Raw genomic sequence first — 23,432 nt, forward strand, 5'->3', positions numbered from 1 at the left:
CTCGCCCAATTTCAACGAACGTGCCTTGCCCGTTTCAATGGTGGTCCTCCACTATACCGAGATGAAGCCGGTCGACACCGCGATCAGCCGGATGTGCGATCCCGAAGCTCAGGTGTCTGCGCATTACTGCATCACCGAAGAAGGCGAAGTCGTTCGTTTGGTGCCTGAAGACAAGCGCGCATGGCACGCTGGCGCCAGCTATTGGCGCGGTCACAAGGATGTCAATTCGGCCAGCATCGGGATCGAAATGGATCACCCCGGCCATGCTCTGGGTTATCGCGAATTCAGCGAAGCGCAGATAGATGCTCTGGTTCCCCTGCTGCACAGGATCGTCAGGGATCATGACATTCCGCGCGCCAATGTGGTGGGCCATTCCGATGTCGCGCCTGCACGCAAGATCGATCCGGGCGAATTGTTTCCGTGGGATCGGCTGGCCGAGTACGGGCTATGCCTTCCGCGGCCTGAAAAGCTCGAGCGCGGCGATGTGTTCGACAATGATGCAAGCTTTTATCTCGCGCTCGAACGGTTCGGCTACGACATAACCGACGGCCACAAGGCCGTCGAAGCTTTCCAACGCCGCTGGCGCCCGTCCCGCATCGATGGCCAGATCGATGGAGAGGTACGCGCGATCCTGTTCCAACTGCTGCTTGACCGTGACCGAGGCGTAACGCGCTAGGAAATCTGCATCAGTTCGGTTTCGGGGTGTCTGACTGCGACTCTTCGAACGGTGGTTCTTCGAACTTCTTGGCCTTGGGTATCTGCAGCCGCTTTTCCTCGGCTGCACGGCTCATCGAAATCACGTGATCGACACCTTCGATCGTAATTGCGAGTGTCCCTGCCTCGGTCCAGACGATGAGACCCTTGGACTTCAGATACCAGACGTGGAAGTCGAAATTGTCGTCGCTGCAGTCGAGCATGCGCTGCAGGCGATAGATCATCATGCCGGGATCTTCGGGCTGTTCCCGCCTGCTCTTGTAGAGATAGTAGAGCATCTTCTCGTGCATCTCCGCATCGATGAGCGCCGACTCGGCATCAATCCGGAGGTCATCATTCGTGGGGACGTATTCGAAACTCTCCCCTTTATGGCTCTGGTAGAGCTTGTCGTATTCGGCCCGGCGATCCGGCTCTCGCAGAACCCTGTAGGCACTGAGAATTGCCTGGAACTTGTCGACATCGGCAGTATCGGGATGGTCCGGGTGATACATGTGAGCGAAATGGCGATACGCTTTTTCAAGCATGGTGGCATCACACTGGGGATTCACCTGCAAAAGACCGTAATAATCGACGAATACGCCGTTCTCGTCCATCGCTTTACCCCCCGGAAGAATAATCAGGCACACCAGCGCTGCATTCTTCACCTTTGCATCTCATATCCAATTGACTACTCGCAGTCCATTATTGTCCAGTGCAAAAGCCATATGTAAAATGTTGGACGCATTGTACTGCCGGAACAGAAAGTTTCTTAGGTACTTGGCTTGTTCGCCCCTTGTCCTTATGTCGGTTACGCCGGGGAGCCGGGCAGCCGCGAGGTCGCAAGACTTCGAGGAAAGTCCGGGCTCCACGAAACAAGGGTGGCGGGTAATGCCCGCCCGGTAAGGGTTCGCCCAAGCCGAGGGAAAGTGCCACAGAGAGTATACCGCCGATGGAGGGCAACCTCACAGGCAAGGGTGAAAGGGTGCGGCAAGAGCGCACCGGGGGCCTGGTAACAGGTTCCGCATGGCAAACCCCACCCGGAGCAAGACCGCATAGGGGTCTCGCGCCTTTTGGGCAGGAACGTTTCGTTCCGAGAGACCCGGGTTGGTCGCTGGAGCGCTGGAGCAATCCAGTGCCTAGATGAATGGCTGCCCCCGCAGCGCTGATGTGTCAGCATATCGGTTGCGGGACAGAACCCGGCTTACAGGCTCCCCGGCAAATTTTTGAGAACTACTGTCCGAAGATTAGGCCCGGGCGATCAGGACCGGGTGATCAGGCTCTGAGCTTCGCGCCCTCTACGCTGATATTACCCTTCTTGCCTTCCATGGCGACAAGATAGCGGCGCTTCTTCCCCTCAAGGACGAGCGCGGTCAGGCGTCCGCTGGCATAGGCTCCGGTGTCGATCCCTATCCTGTTGCCTGCATCGACGACCTCATCGGTAATCGTATGGCCATGGACGACCACCAGCCCGTGCGACTTTCCGTAGCTGAGGAAGGGTTCGCGGATCCAGCGAAGCGTGCGTTGCTTTTGTTCTTCCAGCGGAATGCCCGGATCGATTCCCGCATGGACAAACAGGTAATCGCCGATTTGCACCATGTCTTCGAACGAGGCGATGAATTTGCGATGCTTCTTGGGAACGATCTCTTCCAGCATGTCCTGGATCTCGCCTAGCGAGGCCTTGGTGAAAACCTTGCGGTCCATGCCATAGCTCTGCAGCGTCTCGCGGCCGCCATGGCGCAGGAAGTGACGCAGCGTATCCTTGTCCTCAAATGCGTTGAGGAACATTTCTTCGTGATTACCGCAAAGGATATGGACTTTGCGCAACTTGCGCCACTTGCGTGCAAGTTCGATCACATTGGCGCTGTCCGGACCGCGGTCTACGAGGTCACCCAGCAGGACAATTTCAGATTCGATGCCTTCGGCCTCACCGTCGCGGATGTCTTCGTCGATCGCTTCGATCAGGGCGATGAGCAGGTCGCTGCGGCCATGAACGTCGCCCACGGCATAAACCCGCTGCCCCTTGGGTACGCGCGGCAACTCCTTCTTGGACTTGGCCTTCGACGGAGTGAACATGGAAGAGAAATACTTGATCATGGCGATATGTTTAACCGTGCACATAGGCCTTACGCACAGCTGCGCAATCCGGGTGCAATCAGTGCTTGTGCCGAGTTTTCATGAGCGCGCAGTGAATGTGGTGCAAATTTCACACAATGATACGTCACGTGGTGATTTTGCGCAAATAGTCTTGTGCAGTGCAGCATGGGTGTGCATATTGATTGTGCATTAGCGAAATCCGGCACACCAAGATGTCGGAATCGCATGAGCGCAGGTGGGACGAAGCATAATTCACCACAGCAATCGAGGAATTGCCCATGCTTACGTCCGTCCGCAGCCTTATGGCTGCATCTATCTTTGCCACCACCGCTGTTGCCGCGGCTCCTGCCCTTGCGCAGGACGATGACGGTATCGGCGTCGAAGTTTCCGCAAATGTCGCCATTGTCAGCGATTACAAATTCCGCGGCGTCAGCCTTTCGGACGGCGAAATCGCCATTCAGGGCGGCGTCGATGTAGGCCTGCCTGCCGGTTTCTACGTCGGCACCTGGGCCTCGTCGCTTGACGAAACCACTGTCGGCTATGGTTCTACCGAGCTTGATATCTACGGCGGCTGGGCCGGCGAATTCGGCAATGTGTCTACCGATGTCGGTGTGATCGCCTACATCTATCCCGACGCAGGCCCGGGCGATTTCGATTATCTCGAAGTCTACGGTTCGGTTGGTGTCGGCCTCGGCCCTGCTGAAGCAACCTTTGGCGTTGCCTATGCTCCCGAACAGGATTCGCTGGGCGGTACCGACAATTTCTACGTTTACACCGACGTCGGCGTGGGCGTACCCGGAACGCCTGTCACCGTGACCGGCCACCTGGGTTATACCGACGGCTTCCTGACCTTTACGCCCGACAGCAAGGCGTGGGACTACTCGATCGGTGCCGAAACCGCCGTCCCCGGAACGCCGCTGTCGTTCGGCGTCGCATATGTCGGTGTCGAAGGTGATGGCCTTATCGATCCGAACGGCACGTTTACCGACGATTCAGTGGTCTTCACGCTCTCCGCGAGCTTCTGACCTCACGAACAAAACCTTCGCGAAAAGCGAGGAACAGGAGGGCCCGTACCGGGGGGGGTGCGGGCCCTTTTGTATTGGCTTCAGGTGCTGCTAGAGCCTCCTCAAGATTTTCAGGAGCAAACAATGACCCGCTACCTTCATTCCATGATTCGCGTCTCCGATCCTCAGGCGACGGTCGATTTCTTCAAGCTGATCGGGCTGGAGGAAACCCGCCGCCATGAGAGCGAAAAAGGTCGCTTTACGCTCATCTTTCTCGCCGCACCCGGGCAGGAAGGTGTCGCTGAAGTAGAACTGACCTATAATTGGCCGCCCGAAGATGGCAGCGCACCGGAAACCTATGATGGCGGGCGCAATTTCGGGCACCTCGCCTACCGGGTCGAGAATATCTACGACACGTGCCAGCGCCTCATGGACGCAGGTGTGACGATCAATCGCCCGCCGCGCGATGGACATATGGCATTCGTGCGGTCTCCCGACGGAATCAGCATCGAATTGCTGCAAGAAGGCAATCTCGATCCGCAGGAACCGTGGGCCAGCATGGAAAATACCGGAAGCTGGTGAAGTCGCCGGACTGCCTTCGCACTTGCCTTTCGCCGTGGCGGGGGCCACCTGCGCGCCATGAAACCGAATAAACCCCTTCCCCAGGTCGTCATCATAGGCCGACCCAACGTGGGCAAATCCACGCTGTTCAACCGGCTGGTCGGCAAGAAGCTGGCTCTGGTCGACGACCAGCCGGGCGTGACGCGTGACCGCCGCAAGGGGGTTGCCGGATTGTCGGGTCTCGAATTCGAGGCCGTCGATACTGCCGGCTGGGAGAACGAGGACGACGCGAGCCTGCCCGGTCGCATGCGCGCGCAGACGCAAGTTTCGCTCAAGGATGCCGACGCCGCGCTGTTCGTGATCGACAGCCGTGCGGGGCTTACCCCGCTCGACGAGGAAATCGGCCAATGGCTGCGCGAGCAGGAAGTGCCGGTGGTCCTCATCGCCAACAAGGCCGAAGGTCGCGGCGGTGAGAGCGGTATTCTTGAAGCCTATTCGCTGGGCCTGGGTGAACCGATCCCCGTCAGCGCCGAACACGGTGAAGGCGTCGCGGACCTCTATTCCGCGCTCATTCCCCTCATTGGCGAAAAAGCTGAACGGCTAGAAATCGAAGCCGAGGCAGAAGCCGCCATTGCTGCCGACAAGGCGCGCGCCGCAGCCGAAGCCGGCGAAGACCTGGAAGAACTGGACCCCACATCGCCGCTCAGCCTCGCGATTGTCGGGCGGCCCAACGCGGGCAAGTCCACGCTGATCAACCGGCTGGTTGATGAAGATCGCCTGCTGACCGGCCCCGAGGCGGGCATCACACGCGATTCGATTGCCGTGGACTGGGTATGGTCTGATCCACAATCGGGTGAGGACAGGGTCATCAAGCTGATCGATACCGCCGGTATGCGCAAGCGCGCCAAGGTGGTCGACAAGCTGGAAAAGTTGAGCGTCGCCGATGGGCTGAACGCCGTAGACTATGCCGAGGTTGTCGTGCTGCTGCTCGACGCGACACGCGGGCTGGAAGTGCAGGACCTCAAGATTGCCAGTCGGGTAATCGATGAAGGCCGCGCGCTGATGGTGGCGATCAACAAGTGGGATATTGCCGAAGACCCCAGCGCACTGTTCAATGGCATTCGCAGCGCCCTCGAAGAAGGGCTTTCGCAATTGCGCGGCGTGCCGCTGTTTGCGGTTTCCGCGATGACGGGCAAGGGGCTCGACACCATGCTGGGCGCTGCCTTCAAACTGCGCGAGGACTGGAGCCGCCGCGTGCCTACCGCCGCACTCAATCGCTGGTTCGACGATGCCCTCGCTGCCAACCCTCCTCCGGCTCCCGGCGGCCGGCGGATCAAGCTGCGTTACATCACGCAGGTCGGGACACGCCCGCCACGCTTCGTTATTTTCGGCAGCCGCCTGTTCGATCTGCCGACCAGCTACGAGCGTTACCTGCTCAACGGTATCCGCAAATCGCTTGGTTTTGGTGCGGTGCCTGTGCGCCTATCATTGAAGAGCCCGAAGAATCCCTACGATTCCAATCGTGGCGGCGGCGGCAAGTTCAGCGGCGGGCAGGGCCGCGACTAGGCCCAAGGACGCCGACTATAAATTTCGGGAACCCTAAGCTGCGTCGCCGCGCATCAATCTGACGAAATGCACGACTTTTTCGACCAACTGTTGTCGGACGCCATAATTATCACACAATGATGCTCTATATCTCTCATATTGCGACAAATTCCTATTGTGAGAGAAGTGATGGAGCAGTTGAGTGTCAGCTTCTGCGTTGAGGGCGGAACGCAGCAGCACTCCTTGCAGGTACCCGACATTGCAACGGCGCTGGTCGTCGCTCAGATCAATGCCGATAGCGGCAATGCCGAACTGCGTGAAGGCGAACGACTGGTGGCCAGGCTTGAAAAGCGCGGCCCTCGCCAGATGCCGTTCTGGCGCGTTGGTTAGCGCAGATACGCGGTCAGGCAATCAGCCTTCGCCATCCCCTTCACCCGCTGCAGCCGAGTTGAGCTGTACGTAATTCAAGATGCCCATCCGTTCGATCATGTCGAACTGCGTTTCGAGGAAGTCGACATGCTCCTCTTCGCTGGCAAGGATCTTCTCGAACAACTGGCCCGAGGTGTAATCCCTGATCTGCTGGCAATATTCTGCCGCTTCGCGCAGCAACGGGATCGCTTCGTGTTCGAGCGCCAGATCAGCCTTGAGGATTTCCTCGACCGTCTCGCCGACCTTCAGCTTATGCAGCGCCTGAAAGTTTGGCAGGCCGTTGAGAAACAGGATTCGGTCCGCCAGCCAATCAGCGTGCTTCATTTCGTCGATCGATTCGTGGCGTTCGTATTCGGCGAGCTTGTAAACGCCCCAATCGTTGAGGACGCGGTAATGCAGCCAATACTGGTTGATCGCGGTCAGTTCGTTGGTGAGTGCCTTGTTGAGATACTCGATGACCTTTTCGTCGCCCTGCATGGCTATCCCTTTCGCTGTCGGATACCCCCAACACATGCTCGCCGCACAGCCGGTATGGCAAGCGCAAACACGCTTTCGAGTCTGAAAAACTGGCGGAAAAGTGCGCTATTGCGAATGCGTAGCAGGATTGAATTCGCGGACGGCTACGCGGCCGTTGCAGGCTCCATCAGGGCATCGCGTTCTTCGTCGATAACCAGCTGCGCCTCATCGAGGCATTGCCCGCAATTGGGGGTCTTGCCAAGCTTGGCGTAGACGCTTTCCGCACCACCTGTCCGGTACTGCCGCGCAGCCTTGCGCAGCTCGCATTCACGGATAGCGTTGCAGACGCAGGTGTACATCTCTGGCGGCACTCCAATTGGCTTGCCTCCATTGTTAATGCGAGTCGCTTGCAAAAACAAGCCTCTTGCGATTAATTCTCAACAGCAACTAGGATTTCGCAGCTTGTTCCCGGATGTCAGCGCTTTAGCGGGAACAAGCGGCCATAGGTGAGGCACCGCCACAGCCATTCGAGCGGTCCGTAGCGGAAACGTTCGAGCCAGGGCCTGGACCACGCGAGCATGACCGCCCAGGCAGCGAGCACCACGAAATAGAGCTCTGGTCGCGAAAGTTCGCCCCACAGGCCGCCAGCCCACGGATGGAAGACCAGGACCATCAGGATCGACGTGCCCAGGTAATTGGTGAAAGCAGCTCGACCGGCGGCAGAAAGCCGCTCTGCCAGCCAGCCGTTGGCGCTGGCGCCCCAAAGGGCCAAAAGAGCCGCAAGACCGAGGATGACGGGAAGGCGAGGAAAGAACGAGAAGCCAACGAAAGCGGCCAGCGTGCTCCAATATGTCAGTCCCTCTCCCTCGATCCACAGTGCCACGAGCAATGTCAGGATCGAGCCACCTATGACCCCGATCCAGCCCCACAGCGCCTGCTTCTTCGCCGAAATCCCCCCGCTAAACAGGCCCGCGCGATATAGTCCCATGCCAACCAGCATCAGCGGCAAGGTCTCGAACATGAAAAGGAACAAATTGTTCAGCGGATCGGTGAGATGTGCGCTTAGATTGTGGCTGACGAAATCCGCGTAATTGCCTTCGGTCAGGATCTGCGTTTCCATTGCATCGTCTGCGAGAGCCGTCTGCTGTGCCTCCAGCATGGACGTGCGGGCTTCAGCCATCTCCGGCGCATCACCCAGCGGCGTATCGACGATGAAGTAGGGCACAGTAATCGTAAGCAGATAGAACAGACCGCCGACGAGGTAGCCCAGCAGGCCGAAGACCAGCAATTTGCGCGCGGACATGCGAAGGAAGGCCATCGCTACAAACCCTGAGGCTGCGTAGAGGACGAGAATATCGCCGCGCCAGATGAAGAAGAAATGCACCAGGCCGAAGATCAGTAGCCAGAACAGCCTGCGGGCCTGTAGCCCCCTGCCCGCTCCGCGCTCCCAAGCCTTGTCCATGAACAACGCCATTCCGGCCCCGAACAAGAGAGTGAACAAGCCTCGCATCTTGCTGTCGACCAGCACAAACTGCGTGATCCACATCCAGTTGTCGGGATCGCCGACTTCGCCGATCCATGCAGCAGGCCACATATAGGCAGTGAAGGGCTGGCCGAAGGCGACGATATTCGCCGCCAGAATGCCGAGCACGGCAATGCCGCGAATGAGGTCCAGACTGGCGATACGATCACCAACCTTGGCAGGCACGGGCAGCGCATCTTCGCCTGCAGCTGCGATTTCCGGCGCACTGTCGGGCGAAACTTGCTGGTCTGTCATGTGGTTCCCCCTGTCCGTCGGCCGCGATCATAGGCGATGACCAAGGTTTGGGAAGAGACCTCGCTGTGTTTTACCCGTTGGGCTCAATTGCGGGTAACGAGGCAATCTTGTCCGGCGCGGCGCAAGCTGTTGCATGCTGTCTGCGCTTCTTGCCGCGTGGCAAAACCTCCGGCCTGGAGACGGGTGACATTGCCCGTCGGGATCAAAAGCCGCTCGCGTCCGGCGATTTCGGGACGATCCGCAAGACGGCTCCACAATCGCTCCGCATTCCCGGCCACCCCAAAGGCGCCGAGCTGCACACGCCATGGGCCTGTGTTGCGAGGCGCAGGCGCAGGCGCGCTGGCAGCAACTGTCGCGCTCGGTGCAGGCGCGGGCCGCGTTACTGGTGCGGCAGGAGCACTTGCAAAGCTGGCACCGGCATCGGCAGGGCTCGCCGTTCCCGTTGCTTCGCGCGCCTGCCTCACCGCATCCTGCGCTGCGCCGGCCGAAGGTGAAACGCTGACGTTTGCAATCGGGCGAGGCACACGCGCCGTCGCGATCGGGGACGGAGGCAGTCCCGCAGCAGCAGATTGCACTGCCGGTGTATCCGCAACTGCAAGATCTGCGGCGGCAAGCTCAACCGCACGAGCCTGTTCGGCCTCTGCCTGCAATTGCCGAGCGAGCCCGGCAGCATCCTGGCGTTGCTCAAGCGGAATGTGCTGGTCCATCTGGGCGAGCGCAGCGCTTGCCTGTGGAAGCCCGTCCCCATTGGACAAGGTCAGGAGCGCATAGGCGCGCACCCAGTCACGCGGCACCAGATCGCCATTGAAATGAGCAATTCCCAAAAGATATTGCGCGCGCGGATCGCCGCGCCGTGCAGCGGCCTGGACATATGGCAGGGCCGCTTCGCGTCGCCCGTCCTGGAACAGCATCAGGCCAAAAGTATCGGCGGCCTGCATGTGGCCGGCCTGCGCCGCGCGGTAATAAAGCTCTTCAGCGCGTTCCATGTCGCGCGGCACACCGCGCCCAAGCCGGTAAGCCTGTCCAAGATTGAACATTGCGTCGGGATCGCCAGCCTCTGCTGGCCCCTGCCATTGCTCTACGGCTGCGGCATAGTCTCCGCGGCTCCACGCATCTACCCCGTCCTGCACAGTCTGCTGTTCTACAGTAGCAGCACTCGCTGAGACGGGTGCTACCATCGGCACTGCCGCGACTACTCCAGCAGCAACGACAGCTTTGGCCAGCAAGCGCGATTGTCTATGCAACATCTCTTCGATCCTTGATCGGCGGAACGGCGAATTCATACATGCCATAGTAAATGAGCCGTTAGCAAAGCGTTTAGGCCGCCTGTTTTATACAGAATACCGGTGCGAGGCATTTCACATAATTCGATGGCCTGACTTGACCTTACACTCATGCACGCAAGGCAAATCACGTAATTCCACTGCCGATCGGCCCGCCCGGATTAACTCAAAATAAACGGTATCCTGCGAAGTCAGTGGGACAAGACCCATAAGCCGCGCTGGCCAGGGTCAGAGATTGTAAGGGGAATCGCCTTGCGCGTTTTGGCATTGGCATCGCAAAAGGGTGGATCGGGCAAGACCACCATGTCCGGGCACCTGGCTGTACAAGCACAGCGTGCTGGCGCTGGCCCGGTCGTCCTGATCGACATCGACCCACAAGGCTCACTCGCCGATTGGTGGAATGAACGGGAAGCCGAATTTCCGGCATTCGCCCAGACCACCGTGGCCCGGTTGGCAAACGACCTTGCGATCCTGCGTCAGCAGGGCTTCAAGCTCGCCGTGATCGACACTCCGCCTGCCATTACCATGGCTATCCAGTCGGTCATCGCTGTCGCTGAACTCATGGTCGTTCCGACGCGCCCCAGCCCGCATGACTTGCGCGCCGTGGGTGCTACTGTCGATCTGTGCGAGCGCGCCGGCAAGCCGCTGATCTTCGTAGTCAACGGCGCCACCCCCAAGGCAAAGATCACCTCGGAAGCGGCTGTCGCACTGTCGCAGCACGGAACCGTGGCACCGATCACCGTTCACCACCGGACCGATTTTGCAGCATCGATGATCGATGGCCGCACTGTTATGGAAGTGGACCCGGAAGGCCGTTCGTCTCAGGAAATCACCGCGCTCTGGCACTATGTGGCCGACCGTCTCGAAAAGAATTTCCGCCGTACCGTATTCGCGGCCCCCAACGCCAAGGCCGCACAGGCCAATGGCGCAGCCCGTGCACAAGGCAACTTCGGTCGTCGGGTAGCGCAGTAATGGGTAGCTCGGCGATCAGCGAAGGAAAGAGCTTCGCCTCACTCGGCCCGATGCTGCTGGCACGCAAAGGGACGGCAAAGCCTGCCATGCGAGTGCAACTGGAACAATCCGACCGCATGGCCGCCCTCACCGACGAATTCGATGAGCTTGCCGAAAGCCAGGATGCGCTCGGCTGGAACGACATGGGCGACAATGACACCGGCGATGACCAGGTCATCAGTCTTCCCGTCGCAAATATCCGTACGGCGGCAAAGCTCGCCAAGAAGCCGGCGAAAGTTTCCGGCAAGGCGAAAGCCGCCAAGAACGGCCGCGCCGCGTTTACGCTCCGGATCGACCCGGAACGCCATCTCAAGCTCCGCCTCGCCAGCACATTGCAGAATTGCAGTGCTCAGGCGCTGGTGACCGACGCGCTCGATCAATTCCTTGAAAACATACCGGAAATCGACGCACTTGCCGCACGTATGCGGCGCATGAACAAAAACTCCTGAAGAGGAATTCGAGATGTACGCGACGCAAAAGCGCAATCCGATGATTGGTCTTGGAGTGACCACGGCAATGACAGCAATGATGCTGACCGGCTGTGCCTCCACCCCAGCCCCGCGTGCAGATGTATCGGCTGCTCAGGCGCAGCAAGCCATTGCCAATGGCGAGCAGACCCTGGCAATCCGCGCTGCCGAGGCCGCAGTGACTGCAGAGCCCCGCAATGCCGCGCACCGCATGACGCTGGGCAATGCCTATCTCAATGCCGGTCGCTTCGCATCGGCTGCAACCAGCTATGAAGACGCGATGGCGCTCGGCAACAACAGCGCGCGCGCTGCACTCAGCCTTGCCCTGACCCTCACGGGCCAGGCGCGTTATGCCGAAGCCTCTTCGCTGCTGAATGACTGGGAAGGCGAAATCGCCGCCTCTGATCTCGGCCTCGCGCTCGCATTGAGCGGTCAACCCGAACGCGGCATCCATATTCTTTCGAACGCCATCCGTGGCGGCGACAATACGGTCAAGTCACGCCAGAACCTGGCCTATGCCTATGCCGTGGCAGGTCGCTGGCGCGAAGCTCGCATGATGGTGGCGCAGGATGTTCCTGCGCACGAAGTCGGCGACCGAATGGCTGAATGGGCGCAGCACACCCACGCCGGTGCCTATCGCGCACGAGTCGCCAGCCTGCTTGGCGTGCCGGCGAATGTTCACGACAACGGCCAGCCGGTGCATCTTGCACTCGCCAACTATCCCGAAAATCCGCAGTTTGCGTCCGAAGCAACCGCTTTGCCGGTGCCTGCAATGCCCGCACTTGCAGCGGCAGAAACCGAGCGCTTCAGCGTGCCTGTTACCGCCGGTGAATTGCCCGCGGTCGGCTCGCCAGCCCCAACTGCTCCGCATAGCGTCGCACCGCAAGCCGCGCCGCGCAGTGCCGCGCCTGCTTCCTTTGCCGAAGCGTTTACGGCCGAGCCAGCTCCAGCGAGCATAGCACCACCGAGCACGCCGCTGGTATCGTCGCGCTATAATGCGGCACCTGTGGTACAGCCAGTTCCCGCCATGCGCCATCAGGCCCCAGCTGCGTCGCCACAAACATCTGTCCCCGCAAGGTCTGCTCCGGCAGCGACTGCTCAGGCGGCTTCTGCTCCGGCGGCTTCTGCTCCGCAGCGTCGCACCTCGGCAGCAGTCACGCCTGCCATCGCGCGCCCCGCGCTCGATACAGGCGCAGCACCGATAGACAGCGGCGATGGTTCGCACCTCGTCCAGCTTGGCAGCTTCACCAGCGAGGCAGGCGCGGACCGCGCATGGCGCATCTACGTCAGCCGCTACCCCGAGCTGGCCAATCGCGAAAAGGTCATCACTCGCGCAGTGGTCAATGGACGCAATTACTGGCGCGTTTCGGCTGGCGGTTTCGACCGCTCTTCCAGCCGCGCAATGTGCAACCGTGTGGACGCATCGAATGGCGATGGCTGCATCAGCTGGGCCGCAGGAAGCCCGCTGCCCGGCGCCATCGATACAGGCGTGCGTCTCGCCCGCCGCTAAGGCTCACAGCCGACCGCCACAACTTCGTCTCAATCTCCTGAGACACAACAGGAACCCCTCCCCTCACCGGGAGGGGTTCTTGTTTGTGCTAAAGGCTGAACCCGCCGTCGCTCACCAGCGTTGAGCCCGTAATGTTGGCCGCATGGTCGGACAGGAGGAACAGAATCTGTCCAGCGATTTCGTCGGCAGAAGCAAACCGGCCATTGGGCGAAACCTGCTGCGCCATGGTGGCAATGGCGCCCGCACGATCGCCTTGGTGCTTTTCGACCAATTCATCGAAAAACGGCACTCCATCCCAGATCGCGGTGTCGACACCGCCCGGAGCGATGGCATTGACCCGCACCCCGCGTTCGGCGCCTTCTTTCGCGGCAACTTTCGCAAGCTGCATCACCGCTGCTTTCGAAGAAGCATAGGCGGCGATACCCTTCTCCGCCTTCACACCGGTGACGGACGCGGTCAGCACCATCGCGCTGCCCTCTGGTGCCATGCGCATCGCAGTTCGGAGCGAAAGGAATGCGCCATCGAGATTGACCGCCATGACCTGCCGCCAGTTTTCAAGGCCCATCTTGACGATTGGCGCGGCCGAACCGGAAATCCCGGCGTTAAGAACCGCAGCATGGACTGGCCCTCCGTCAGCTTCCACCGCATCCCACAGGCTTTCGTCGGCCACGTCGCCCGCGTGTATCGAGATTGCGCAATCCAGATCGAGTGCTTCGAGCCGCTCCTGGTCGAGATCGACCAATATCAGCTTTGCGGCGCCTGCATCTGCCAGCGCCCGCGCACAGGCTGCTCCGATGCCCGAAGCCGCGCCGGTTACCAGCGCGGTCTTTCCCGTCATGTCACAGATCAATTTGCACGCCTCCCTTGAACAATCCGGTCACACGGCCCTGTGCGGGCTGGCGATCGAAGGGCGTATTGCCCGCTTGCGCTGTCATGCGGCCGGAATTCACCAGCCACGGCGCTTCGACATCGATGATCGCAAGATCGGCTTCCTTGCCTTCTGCGATCTCGCCTGCTTCGACACCGAGGATCTGCGCCGGATTGTGCGCGAGAAGATCGAACGCGCGCGGCAGATCGATCACGTTATCGCGCACCAGCGTTAGCGTCATGGCGAGCAAGGTCTCGGCTCCGGCCATGCCGGGCGATGCGTCGGCAAAGGGCAGGCGCTTGTCTTCCGGTCCCCGCGGGTCATGGCCGCTGGAAATGACGTCGATCGTGCCATCACCGATAGCTTCAACCACCGCCTGACGATCTTCTTCCGAACGAAGCGGCGGCGAGAGCCGCGCAAAGGTGCGGTAATCGCCCAGCGCAAGGTCAGATAGCATGAAATGCGCCGGAGTGACGCCTGCTGATACTGCGACGCCGCGCGCCTTGGCAGCGCGAACCAGCTCGATCCCGCCGCTCGTTGTCACCTGCCGCACATGCAGGCGCGCGCCGCTTGCTTCGGCTAGCGCAATATCGCGCGCCAGCGCCAGCGTTTCGGCTTCTTTCGGAGCGCTGGGCAGGCCGAGCCGGGTGGCCATCTCGCCTGCAGTGGCGGCGGCATTGCCCGCAAGACCGGCATCTTCGGCATGGGTGATGACCACCAGGTCGAGCATGGCCGCATATTGCAGCAATCGCAGCATCGCGCCGCTGTCGCCGATCCATTTGCGCCCCGTTGCAATCGCCTTTGCGCCTGCATCCTGCATCAACGCGATTTCGGCCAATTGAGCGCCTTCCAGCCCTGTGGTTGCGGCAGCCAGCGGGTGGACCCAGAAATCAGGCTTGCCGCTTTGCGCAGCAAAGCGAACACGCGCGGGATGGTCGAGAGGGGGGGACTGGTCAGGCATCAGAGCCGCGCGGGTGATGCCGCCGAAGTGGAAGGCAGGTTTGTCGATGGCAAAGACAGCAAGATCGACAATTCCCGGCGCAACGTGATTGCCACCGGCATCCACCACGAGGTCTTCATCGGAAGGTGCCGGTCCTCCCACAGTCGTAATCGCACCGCCCTCGCAGCGCACTGCGCCCTCGGACACGCCGGATGGCGTGACAATGCGGGCATTCCTGATGGTGAGCGGGCGCATCTGCTTCATACCCAGTCCCCTTCGCCCCAGCCCGAAATACCTCGCGCCTTGCGCGTCAGCACATCGAGGCAGGCCATGCGGATAGCCACGCCCATCTCGACCTGGCTGGTGATGATCGAGCGACCGTCTAGGTCTGCCACATCGCTGTCTATCTCGACCCCGCGGTTCATCGGACCGGGATGCATGATAATCGCGTCATCAGATGCCAGTTCGAGCCGTTCCTTCGTCAGCCCGTAGAGATGGCGATACTCGCGCGGCGAGGGGATAAACTGCCCGTCCATCCGTTCGTTCTGCAAGCGCAGCATCATCACCACGTCGGTGCCGGCCAAGGCCTCGTCAAAGCGATGGTGCACTTCCACTCCCATACGATCGATACCCTGCGGCATGAGCGCAGGGGGGGCACACAGCCGCACATTGGCACCCAGGGCTTGCAGAGACAGGATATTGGAGCGCGCAACGCGGCTATGCAGGATATCGCCGCAAATCGTCACCTTGAGGCCGGTGAAATCCTCTGCCTCATGCCCGCGCTGGCGCAGCGCATGTCGCAGCGCCAGCGCATCGAGCAGCGCCTGTGTCGGATGTTCATGCTGCCCGTCGCCTGCGTTCAACACCGGGCAATCTACCTTGCTGGCGATCAGTCCCACTGCCCCGCTCGATCCGTGGCGGATCACGATGGCATCGGCGCGCATTGCATTCAGCGTCACCGCCGTATCGATCAGTGTTTCGCCCTTCTTAACGGACGATTGCGCGGCGTGCATGTTCACCACGTCGGCCCCCAACCGTTTACCGGCAATCTCGAAACTGAGCAGCGTACGGGTGGAATTTTCAAAGAAAGCATTGATGATCGTCAGGCCCGCCAGCCTGTCCGAATGCTTGGATGCCTGCCGGTTGAAGGCAACATATTGTTCCGCCTCCGCAAGCAGGTAGAGAATTTCGTGGCGCTCCAGATCGCTGATGGCGATGAGGTCGCGATGCGGGAACGCGCGGCCACCCGCAGGAAAGCGGGCGCTGGCAGGAGTGATTTGCGACGATGTCATTAAAGCATGGCCCTTAGTCTAGCTGTATGGACCACTCAAGCGGTTAGTGCTGGCAGAGCCGCGCGAGCCTCCCTAAGTGTGTCGCACGTATTTTATAGAACGGGGTTTGGAAATGGGTTTCGCAAGCAAGGTCTGGCGTCTTCTTGTCGGCATCAAGGATGCGCTGGCGCTGCTGTTCCTGCTGCTCTTTTTCGGACTGCTGTTTGCCGCGTTGAGTGCGCGGCCCAATGCCGGCGTGGTGCGCGATGGCGCTCTGCTCCTCGATATCGATGGCGTGGTGGTCGAGGAAGTCTCTCCGATCGACCCATTGCAGGCCCTGATTTCGCAAACCGTACCCATCCGCGAATACGCCTCGCGCGATCTTGTCCGCGTAATCGATGCGGCGGCGGCTGATGAGCGGATCGAGGCACTGGCGCTCGACCTGACAGGCTTCCTTGGCGGCGGCGCGGTCCACATGCAGGAAGTCGCCGGGTCGCTTGCCCGCTTCAAGGCGGCGGGCAAGCCGATCTACAGCTATGGCGTGGCCTACGGCGACGATGCGCTGTTGCTTGCCGCGCATTCGGACGAAATCTGGGTCGATCCGATGGGCGGCATCGCCATCACAGGTCCGGGCGGTCAAAACCTCTACTACGCCGCCGCGCTGGACCGCTTCAACATCACCGCCAATGTCTACCGCGTGGGCACTTACAAGAGCGCGGTCGAGCCCTACACGCAGGCTGGCATGTCGCCGGAAGCGCGGGAGAACCTGTCGCAACTGCTCGCGACCTTGTGGCAGGAATGGCGCGCGCAGGTCAGCGCGGCCCGTCCCAATGCCGATATCGAATTGGTCACATCCGATGTTGAAGGCTGGCTCGCCGCGTCCAACAATGATCTGGCAGAGGCCGCATTGGCCGCAGGCCTTGCCGACCGCATCGGCACCCGCGTCGAATGGGGGGAGCGCATTGCGCAAGTTGTCGGAGAAGACCGCTGGAACGATGATCCGGGCCGATTTGCGGCAACCGAATTCGATCCATTTCTCGCCGATGTCGAAGGCGGACTGGACCTCGGCGATGGCAAGCGCATCGGCGTGGTGACGATCGCTGGCGAAATCTCCGATGGCGATGCCGGTCCCGGTTCAGCCGGAGCAGAGCGGATTGCAAAGCTGCTCGACGATGCGCTCGATGACGATCTCGCAGCCCTGGTCGTGCGCGTGGATTCGCCGGGCGGCACCGTCACCGGTTCGGAAACGATCCGCCGCGCGATCCTGCGTCATCGCGATGCGGGCATCCCGATCGCGGTTTCGATGGGCAATTACGCCGCCAGTGGCGGTTATTGGGTCGCCACTCCGGCTCACCGCATTTTCGCCGAACCCGAAACCCTTACCGGCTCGATCGGGGTTTTCGTCGTGTTTCCCAGCTTTGACGAACTGCTGGCCGAATACGGCATCACGAGCGATGGCGTGCGCACCACCGGCCTTTCCGGTCAACCCGACTTGCTCGGCGGCCTGACACCCGAAGTCGATGCCGTCCTGCAAGGTTCAGTCGAAAGCACCTATGCCCGCTTCCTCGGCCTCGTGTCCGAAGCGCGCGGCATCAGTCTGGAGCGTGCCGATGAATTGGGACAGGGCCGCGTCTGGGATGGCGGTGCCGCGCGTCAGCTGGGTCTTGTCGATCAGTTCGGTGACCTCGACGCCGCAATATCCTGGGCTGCCGCACGCGCCGAGCTCGACGAGGGCGAATATGACGTGCGTTATTTGGGCGACGACGCCCCGCAATATGGCTCGCTCTTCGCACAACTCATGTCTGCCGACAGTGGCGAGGGGAACAGCAGCGACGGGCGCGGTCATGACATTGCGGCGACTTTCGCCCGCGCCGAAATGGCCCGGCTCGCTCGCGTGCTCGACGATGTCGACACGCTGATGGGAAGCGAGGGCGTACAGGCACGCTGCATGGAATGTGCAATCCTGCCTGCCAACGCGGCCACGGCACCAAGAAGATTGCAAGTCGCTGGCTGGCACGGAATGTTGGCTCGGTTGCTCGGACAGTGATCCATATGCGTGCCTGATCGCGGCACCGCTCACAGCACTTCTTGTCTTTCCCGCATCCGCATGGCAAAGGCGCGCCCCTGCCGAGAATCGTTGATCCAACGACAGGCTCAGGCGGGCGCGTAGCTCAGTGGTAGAGCACACCCTTCACACGGGTGGGGTCGCAAGTTCAATCCTTGCCGCGCCCACCATATTTTCTACCCCGGTTATTCGCGGAATGCATTTTCCTGCAGCCAGGTGATCGGGGTGAAGAGGTAAGACAGGATCGAGCGTTCCTCGCCGAGAAGGCTGACATTGGCGACCATTCCCGGACCGATGTCGAGCGGATTGCCATCCTGGTCTCTCAGCACATCGGTTGTCTGGACTTCAACCGTATAAAAGCTCTCGCCGGTTTCCTCGTTGATTACGGCGTCGGGAGATATCGACGTTACTGTCCCCGCCATCTTGCCGAAAATGGCTGAATTGTAGGCGGTAATTTCGACGAAGGCGTTTTGCGATAGGCCGACATTGGCGATATCCTGCGGACTGACCATAGCTTCGATATAGAGTGCATCATTGGTCGGCACGATTTCGACAATCGGTTCGCCCGAGCCCACAGTACCGCCGACCGTCGTCACGAACACGCGGTTGACCAATCCGCTCAAGGGAGCGCGGATCGTGGTCCGATCGACCCGGTCTTCCAGGCCCGGGAGGCTCATCTGCTGCACCGACAGCTCGGCCTGCGCCTGCGACAATTCCATGCCCGCCCGGCTGCGCCAATCGCTTTCCTGCTGGGCCAGTGATGCCTGTGCTTCGGCAATGCTTGACCGGGCGCGCGCAAGTGAAGCTTGCGCAGCTGCGACTTCGGCCACAGCGATTTGCGCAGCATTTTCAGCCTGTAACAGTTCGATGCCGGGGACAATCTGCTGCTCAGCTAGTGGACGGATCATCTCCAGCTCGCGCTCCGCAGTCGCGCGATTCGATTCCCGGGCAGCAAGCAGTGACTGGGCTTCCGCTACCGATCGCTGGGCCTGAACCACCCGCGCCCGGCCTGCTGCCCGCAAACCGTTCAGTTCGGCTGCCCTCGCTGAATAGAGAGACCTTTCGATCGTGACCTGATCGGATGGCAAATTGCCATAACTGGGCGATCCGCCGCTTACTTCGGCGCGCAGGCGGGCAATACGCGCTTCAAGCGCACCTACACTCGCTTCTGAGCTGCCGAGTGCCGAGCCCGTAATCGCGGGGTTCAGGCGAACGAGTATCTGACCTCGACGCACTTCATCGCCTGCGTTCACCATGATTTCCTCGACGACGCCGCCTTCAAGGTTGGATGCCACTTGCAGCTTGGAGCTCGGCACGACTCTGCCGCTCGCGCGGACGGTTCGCTCGACCGTGGTGAGTGCAGCCCAGATCACGAAAAGCAGGGTGAATGCAGCTATCGACCAGAGGATGATGTTCGAAGACTTCCTGGCCTTCAGCTCTTGCTCTTCAAACGCATCCTCGTCTTCGCCAAGCAGGCTGGTAGTTATCTTTGAAAAGGCGTTCATCTCGCTGCGATCCTTGTGACTTTGCGCGTGATATCTTCCGGCGTGCCGTCCATCGCCACGCGGCCTCTGGACATCAGTATTACCCGGTCGACCAAGCCGAGGAGGGATGGCCGGTGGGTGATCAGGATCAGCGTCCGGCCCTTGAACTCCGTCCGCAGATTGTTCATCAGTTTTGCTTCGGTTTCCGTGTCGACAGCAGAAGTCGGTTCGTCAAAAACAAGGATAGGCGGGCGTCCGACCAGCGCCCTGGCCATGGCAATCGATTGCCGCTGCCCTCCGGACAGGCCGGAGCCGCGATCAGCCAGTCGCAGATCGAACCCGTTGGGCATCCGCGACACGAATTCGTGCGCGAGGCTCATCTTGGCGGCGCGGATCATTTCTTCATCTTCGACATCAGGCCGACCGAGCATGATATTTTCACGGATCGTGCCTGTGAGAAGGGCGTTGTCCTGCAACAATGCGCCGACCTTGGCACGGAGCGATTTGGTCGTGAGCTGGCGAATGTCCGTGCCATCTATCAGTACAAGGCCACTGGTCGGCGGATACAATCCGACCATCAAGCGTGCGATAGTAGATTTTCCGGACCCGATCGGTCCAATGAGCGCGACATGCTCGCCCGGCTCGATCCGGATGTTGGCCCCCGTAAGCGCCATTTCTGCAGCATCGGGGTAACGGAAATCGACATCGCGGAATTCGATGGCACCTTCAAGATTTTCCGGAGCAAGGCCGGTGCCTTCCGGACCTTCTCCCGGCATTTCCATCATGGTGTTGATCCGCGCATATGCCGTCCGTGCGGCATGAATGCGGGTCAGCAAAACTGCGATCGCTCCGAGCGGCGCGACTGCACGGCCGGCGAGGATTGAACAGGCAATCAAGCCGCCCATTGTCAGGCGCTGGTCTGCGATCGCAAACACACCGAAGATCACCATGCCTGTATAGGCCATGGTTTGCGCGCTTCCCGCGATGGTCGTGGCAAGGTTTGCTGTCAGTCTTTGACGGAGCGAGACATTCGAATGCCCCTTGATGGCATTGTCCCAGCGTTCGCTCAGCATGTCACCGGCGTTCGCTGATTTTACGGTTTCGAGACTGCCAATCGTTTCAACCAGCACGGCCTGTTTGCCCAGCGCCTCATCGAGGGCTTCCGATGACAGTCGACGCATCGCAGGCTGGGTGGCCATGGCGGACAGGATCACCAATGGTATCATGGCCATCGGCACCAGCACCAACCACCCGCCGATCATGGCGATTACGGCCAGCGTGATGAGTGTGAACGGCACATCGACCAATGCGGTTATCGTTGCCGAGGCGAAGAAGTCCCGCAATGTCTCGATTTCGCGAACCAGTCCGGCGAGGCCGCCCGTAGTATGGCGGCTTAGATCCAGACGCAGAGCTAGTATCCGTTCGAAGATGGATTTCCCGATGTCCCGGTCTACACGGGCCCCTGCAATATCGACGAAGTAAGAGCGAAGCAGCTTCAGAATAAAGTCGAAAATCAGGACGATACCCAGCCCGATTGCCAATCCGATGAGAGATTCCGTGGCATTGTTCGGCACAATCCGATCGTAGACCGTCATGGTGAAAAGCGCCGTCACCAAGGCGAAGCAATTGATCAGGAACGCTGCGACCAGGACCCGCATGTAAAGCGGCCTGCTCTTTCTCAAGGGTATAAGAAGCCAAGGCGCGATGCGTCTTTTCGGCCTGTCTACTTCATGTTCCAGGTCAGCCAAAAGCTGATGCCCCCCTTCGATCTGTCCGGATTTGCGCAGGCATCGTGCTGTCAGGAAACAGCAAATGTCCGCCGCATCATCCGCCTATTGGTACCAACATCCCGTCCACGATGGTCATCCCGTCCTGCCCCTGGAACGGATCGTTAGCTCCCGGTGCCAGCATGAAGAGCTGACCGCCAATGGCTTCACTCAAAGCGGCTTGATACGCGGCGCTGTCACCATCACCTGCCAGGAACACACCATTAACCGTGCCGCCCTCATTATATTCGGCCAGTGCGTTGTGGATATCCGCGCCCGCGTGATCGCTGTCACCCTGCGGATTCTTCCAGAAGCCACTGCTGTTCTTGATAGTACTGCCGGCAACATAATCATCAAAGGTTTCTCCGAATTCGACAGTCTGCGGAGAACCGTCGGCGAAGCTTTGCATCCAGTCGATTGCGTCATCGAGATAATGCTTCGCAGTGTCGGGTGAACCATCGCCAATCTGGTTATTCGCAAGGAAATTCAGCCAGGTGGCCACAACATCCCGGCCAAGCTTGTGGATGACATCATTCCCGTTCTTGTTCGACGCATTGACAAGGTTTTGGGCGTCAAAGAGCGATATGAAGAAGGTATCTTCACCGGGATTGGTCAGTCCGTCCCTGTTGTAATCGCCCACCAGCAGTCCGAGCTTGTCGGCAGCGTTAATCACCCCGTCATTATTGCTGTCGACATTGTACAGCAGGTCTTCGTTGTAATCGTCGGACGCCGGGTCACCATCGGGGAATTCCGGTCCGTGGTGCGCCTGATTGTCCGCAATACCATCCCAGAAGGTGCCGCCATTGTTCGGATTCTGCCAGAAGCCGGGAGTGCGTACGCCGGGTTCTGGTGCGAGCAGTCCAAAATAGTGCGCGGCATCCGTATCCATTGCGCCCTGGTCGGTCGAAACCGTGATCGTGTTAATGTGCTGTCCCGCTTCGAACGGCAGCGTGTAGAAGACGTTCAGCGTCTCACCTGGCGCAAGCGATTGGTTATCAAGCACGCCGTCTATAGTACCGTCTGCACCATCGACCGTCGCCCAGTCCTCGCCCGCGTCACGAGTGCCACTGCCATCGAGATCCACCCATGCGTCAATCAAAGGATCGGTGTAATCCAGTTCGCCGGCGAATACAGAAGATGCCGGTGAGCTCAAGATATCGCTGAAATCGAGCCCGGTAAGCGTGACATTGCCTGTATTCGTGGTGATGACCATGAAATAGATTGGCGTGTTGGCCGTCGTCGCTTGCGGCCCCATCGGGTCGTCATGATCGTCCAGGATCGGATCGAAGACGTTATCATCAATCGACACCAGCTTCTCGACATCAATTGACGGATCGCAATCGATCGGCGTGTGCACACTCGAGGGACCGGCATCGACGGTCTGCGTCCCGAACATCGCGGTCACGCTCGCCGAGTTGGTGATCTGTTCGTCGCCACCATCGTAGCAATTGGTGTCGATCATCATCTGCGTGACCTCGACCGTGAACTCGTAGGTCCAGCTCTCGCCGACATCGAGCACGCCATTGGTCAGCACCGATTCCACCAGCGTCGCGCCGGAGATATCGTAGCCAGATCCTTCGAACACATCGCTCACGTCAACCGCGGTCAGCGTGACATTGCCCTCGTTGGTCACCGTGATCGTATAGGTGATCGTATCGCCGGCGCTGTCGATGACATCGTCGGTCGTATCAAGCGGCGTGTCATTGACATCGTCGCCGCCACTGATTGCGGTAACCTCCTTGAGGATCGAGATGTCGGGATCGACCAGCAGTGGCACAGCCTCGCTGTCATCGACCGCATCGGTCTGGTCGCTGTCGGCCACCGCGGTATTGTCGAGGAAGGCGGGCAGCATGTTGTCCGGCTCTGCCGTGCCGTTGGAGTCCATGTCCGCCTGGGTGACCATATAGGTCAGGCCGCTGAACGTGTAGCTCTCGCCCGGCGCCAGTATGCCGTCATCGGCCAGCTCCAGCACCAGCCCGGTCAGCGGATCGCTCACCACAACGCCCGTCAGCGTGACATTGCCGTTGTTGGTAACCACCACATCATAGGTCACCACATCACCGGCCGCATCGATCGTCCCGTCAGGACCATCACCGCCAACATCAATCACCTTCTTGTCGATCGCCAGCACCGGATCGCAATCGATCGGCGTGTGCACACTCGAGGGACCGGCATCGACGGTCTGCGTCCCGAACATCGCGGTCACGC

General features: G+C 60.2%; 21 protein-coding genes, 1 tRNA gene and 1 other RNA gene. 11 read left to right on the plus strand and 12 right to left on the minus strand.

Going from position 1 to position 23,432, the window contains the following annotated elements:
- The first annotated feature begins 37 nt into the window (after nucleotides 1–37).
- Nucleotides 38–676, plus strand: coding sequence for an N-acetylmuramoyl-L-alanine amidase (locus AAC850_RS03375; protein ID WP_340587235.1), 639 nt, complete (start codon nucleotides 38–40; stop codon nucleotides 674–676).
- A 10-nt stretch (nucleotides 677–686) separates the two neighbouring features.
- On the opposite strand, the gene AAC850_RS03380 is transcribed toward AAC850_RS03375, so the two are convergent.
- Nucleotides 687–1,358 (minus strand): J domain-containing protein, encoded by a 672-nt coding sequence (locus tag AAC850_RS03380; RefSeq protein WP_340587195.1) that lies wholly within the window; start codon nucleotides 1,356–1,358, stop codon nucleotides 687–689.
- 148 nt (nucleotides 1,359–1,506) lie between these two features.
- On the opposite strand from AAC850_RS03380, the gene rnpB reads away from it, so the two are divergent.
- Nucleotides 1,507–1,913, plus strand: an RNA gene (rnpB, locus tag AAC850_RS03385) — RNase P RNA component class A.
- A 52-nt stretch (nucleotides 1,914–1,965) separates the two neighbouring features.
- Here the strand turns inward: rnpB and AAC850_RS03390 are convergent.
- Complete coding sequence (locus AAC850_RS03390) at nucleotides 1,966–2,787, minus strand: metallophosphoesterase family protein (RefSeq protein ID WP_340587196.1); 822 nt, start codon at nucleotides 2,785–2,787, stop codon at nucleotides 1,966–1,968.
- Nucleotides 2,788–3,065: 278 nt separating this feature from the next.
- On the opposite strand from AAC850_RS03390, the gene AAC850_RS03395 reads away from it, so the two are divergent.
- From AAC850_RS03395 to AAC850_RS03410, 4 genes are all read left to right on the plus strand, one after another.
- Nucleotides 3,066–3,812, plus strand: a complete 747-nt coding sequence (locus AAC850_RS03395; RefSeq protein ID WP_340587197.1) for a TorF family putative porin — start codon at nucleotides 3,066–3,068, stop codon at nucleotides 3,810–3,812.
- A 123-nt stretch (nucleotides 3,813–3,935) separates the two neighbouring features.
- The gene (locus AAC850_RS03400) at nucleotides 3,936–4,373 is read left to right on the plus strand and encodes a VOC family protein (RefSeq protein WP_340587198.1); all 438 of its coding nucleotides are present in this window, start codon (nucleotides 3,936–3,938) and stop codon (nucleotides 4,371–4,373) included.
- A gap of 57 nt (nucleotides 4,374–4,430) precedes the next feature.
- On the plus strand, nucleotides 4,431–5,918 hold the full coding sequence (gene der, locus AAC850_RS03405; protein ID WP_340587199.1) for a ribosome biogenesis GTPase Der: 1,488 nt from the start codon (nucleotides 4,431–4,433) through the stop codon (nucleotides 5,916–5,918).
- A 168-nt stretch (nucleotides 5,919–6,086) separates the two neighbouring features.
- Nucleotides 6,087–6,287, plus strand: a complete 201-nt coding sequence (locus AAC850_RS03410) for a hypothetical protein (protein ID WP_340587200.1) — start codon at nucleotides 6,087–6,089, stop codon at nucleotides 6,285–6,287.
- Nucleotides 6,288–6,308: 21 nt separating this feature from the next.
- On the opposite strand, the gene bfr is transcribed toward AAC850_RS03410, so the two are convergent.
- The 4 genes from bfr to AAC850_RS03430 all read right to left on the minus strand — a co-directional run bounded on the left by bfr (nucleotide 6,309) and on the right by AAC850_RS03430 (nucleotide 9,806).
- Complete coding sequence (gene bfr, locus AAC850_RS03415; RefSeq protein ID WP_340587201.1) at nucleotides 6,309–6,803, minus strand: bacterioferritin; 495 nt, start codon at nucleotides 6,801–6,803, stop codon at nucleotides 6,309–6,311.
- Between the two features lie 143 nt (nucleotides 6,804–6,946).
- A complete protein-coding gene (locus tag AAC850_RS03420) occupies nucleotides 6,947–7,141 on the minus strand; it encodes a (2Fe-2S)-binding protein (protein WP_340587202.1) in 195 nt (64 codons plus the stop codon).
- Between the two features lie 116 nt (nucleotides 7,142–7,257).
- A complete protein-coding gene (locus AAC850_RS03425; RefSeq protein ID WP_340587203.1) occupies nucleotides 7,258–8,559 on the minus strand; it encodes a DUF418 domain-containing protein in 1,302 nt (433 codons plus the stop codon).
- Nucleotides 8,560–8,642: 83 nt separating this feature from the next.
- Nucleotides 8,643–9,806 (minus strand): SPOR domain-containing protein, encoded by a 1,164-nt coding sequence (locus AAC850_RS03430; protein ID WP_340587204.1) that lies wholly within the window; start codon nucleotides 9,804–9,806, stop codon nucleotides 8,643–8,645.
- A gap of 288 nt (nucleotides 9,807–10,094) precedes the next feature.
- Here AAC850_RS03430 and AAC850_RS03435 point away from each other — a divergent pair, with 288 nt between their 5' ends.
- The 3 genes from AAC850_RS03435 to AAC850_RS03445 are packed head-to-tail and all read left to right on the plus strand — an operon-like array spanning nucleotide 10,095 to nucleotide 12,830.
- The gene (locus tag AAC850_RS03435) at nucleotides 10,095–10,814 is read left to right on the plus strand and encodes an AAA family ATPase (RefSeq protein WP_340587205.1); all 720 of its coding nucleotides are present in this window, start codon (nucleotides 10,095–10,097) and stop codon (nucleotides 10,812–10,814) included.
- Entirely contained in the window at nucleotides 10,814–11,302 is a 489-nt protein-coding gene (locus AAC850_RS03440) for a hypothetical protein (protein WP_340587206.1), read from the plus strand. Before AAC850_RS03435 ends, AAC850_RS03440 begins: the two co-directional genes overlap by 1 nt.
- Before the next feature lie 13 nt (nucleotides 11,303–11,315).
- Nucleotides 11,316–12,830 carry an SPOR domain-containing protein gene (locus tag AAC850_RS03445; RefSeq protein WP_340587207.1) on the plus strand — a complete coding sequence of 505 codons (1,515 nt, stop codon included), beginning with the start codon at nucleotides 11,316–11,318 and terminating at the stop codon, nucleotides 12,828–12,830.
- Nucleotides 12,831–12,918: 88 nt separating this feature from the next.
- Here AAC850_RS03445 and AAC850_RS03450 read toward each other — a convergent pair whose 3' ends face one another.
- Genes AAC850_RS03450 through AAC850_RS03460 form a run of 3 tightly spaced genes read right to left on the minus strand, consistent with a single transcriptional unit; the run spans nucleotide 12,919 to nucleotide 15,930 of the window.
- Entirely contained in the window at nucleotides 12,919–13,668 is a 750-nt protein-coding gene (locus tag AAC850_RS03450; RefSeq protein WP_340587208.1) for an SDR family NAD(P)-dependent oxidoreductase, read from the minus strand.
- 1 nt (nucleotide 13,669) lies between these two features.
- Complete coding sequence (locus tag AAC850_RS03455; protein ID WP_340587209.1) at nucleotides 13,670–14,902, minus strand: dihydroorotase; 1,233 nt, start codon at nucleotides 14,900–14,902, stop codon at nucleotides 13,670–13,672.
- Nucleotides 14,899–15,930, minus strand: a complete 1,032-nt coding sequence (locus AAC850_RS03460) for an aspartate carbamoyltransferase catalytic subunit (protein ID WP_340587210.1) — start codon at nucleotides 15,928–15,930, stop codon at nucleotides 14,899–14,901. The genes AAC850_RS03455 and AAC850_RS03460 overlap by 4 nt, the downstream gene beginning before the upstream one ends.
- 112 nt (nucleotides 15,931–16,042) lie before the next feature.
- On the opposite strand from AAC850_RS03460, the gene sppA reads away from it, so the two are divergent.
- A complete protein-coding gene (gene sppA, locus AAC850_RS03465) occupies nucleotides 16,043–17,956 on the plus strand; it encodes a signal peptide peptidase SppA (protein WP_340587211.1) in 1,914 nt (637 codons plus the stop codon).
- 113 nt (nucleotides 17,957–18,069) lie between these two features.
- Nucleotides 18,070–18,144, plus strand: a tRNA-Val gene (locus AAC850_RS03470).
- Nucleotides 18,145–18,159: 15 nt separating this feature from the next.
- Here the strand turns inward: AAC850_RS03470 and AAC850_RS03475 are convergent.
- From AAC850_RS03475 to AAC850_RS03485, 3 genes are all read right to left on the minus strand, one after another.
- Nucleotides 18,160–19,479 (minus strand): HlyD family type I secretion periplasmic adaptor subunit, encoded by a 1,320-nt coding sequence (locus AAC850_RS03475; RefSeq protein WP_340587212.1) that lies wholly within the window; start codon nucleotides 19,477–19,479, stop codon nucleotides 18,160–18,162.
- On the minus strand, nucleotides 19,476–21,206 hold the full coding sequence (locus AAC850_RS03480) for a type I secretion system permease/ATPase (RefSeq protein ID WP_340587213.1): 1,731 nt from the start codon (nucleotides 21,204–21,206) through the stop codon (nucleotides 19,476–19,478). The genes AAC850_RS03475 and AAC850_RS03480 overlap by 4 nt, the downstream gene beginning before the upstream one ends.
- Before the next feature lie 76 nt (nucleotides 21,207–21,282).
- Nucleotides 21,283–23,432, minus strand: a 2,150-nt coding sequence (locus AAC850_RS03485; protein WP_340587214.1) for a DUF7507 domain-containing protein, incomplete at its 5' end; no start/stop codon positions are given.

Origin of the sequence: Erythrobacter alti (assembly GCF_037996805.1) — a bacterium.
Classification (GTDB): Bacteria; Pseudomonadota; Alphaproteobacteria; order Sphingomonadales; family Sphingomonadaceae; genus Alteraurantiacibacter; species Alteraurantiacibacter alti.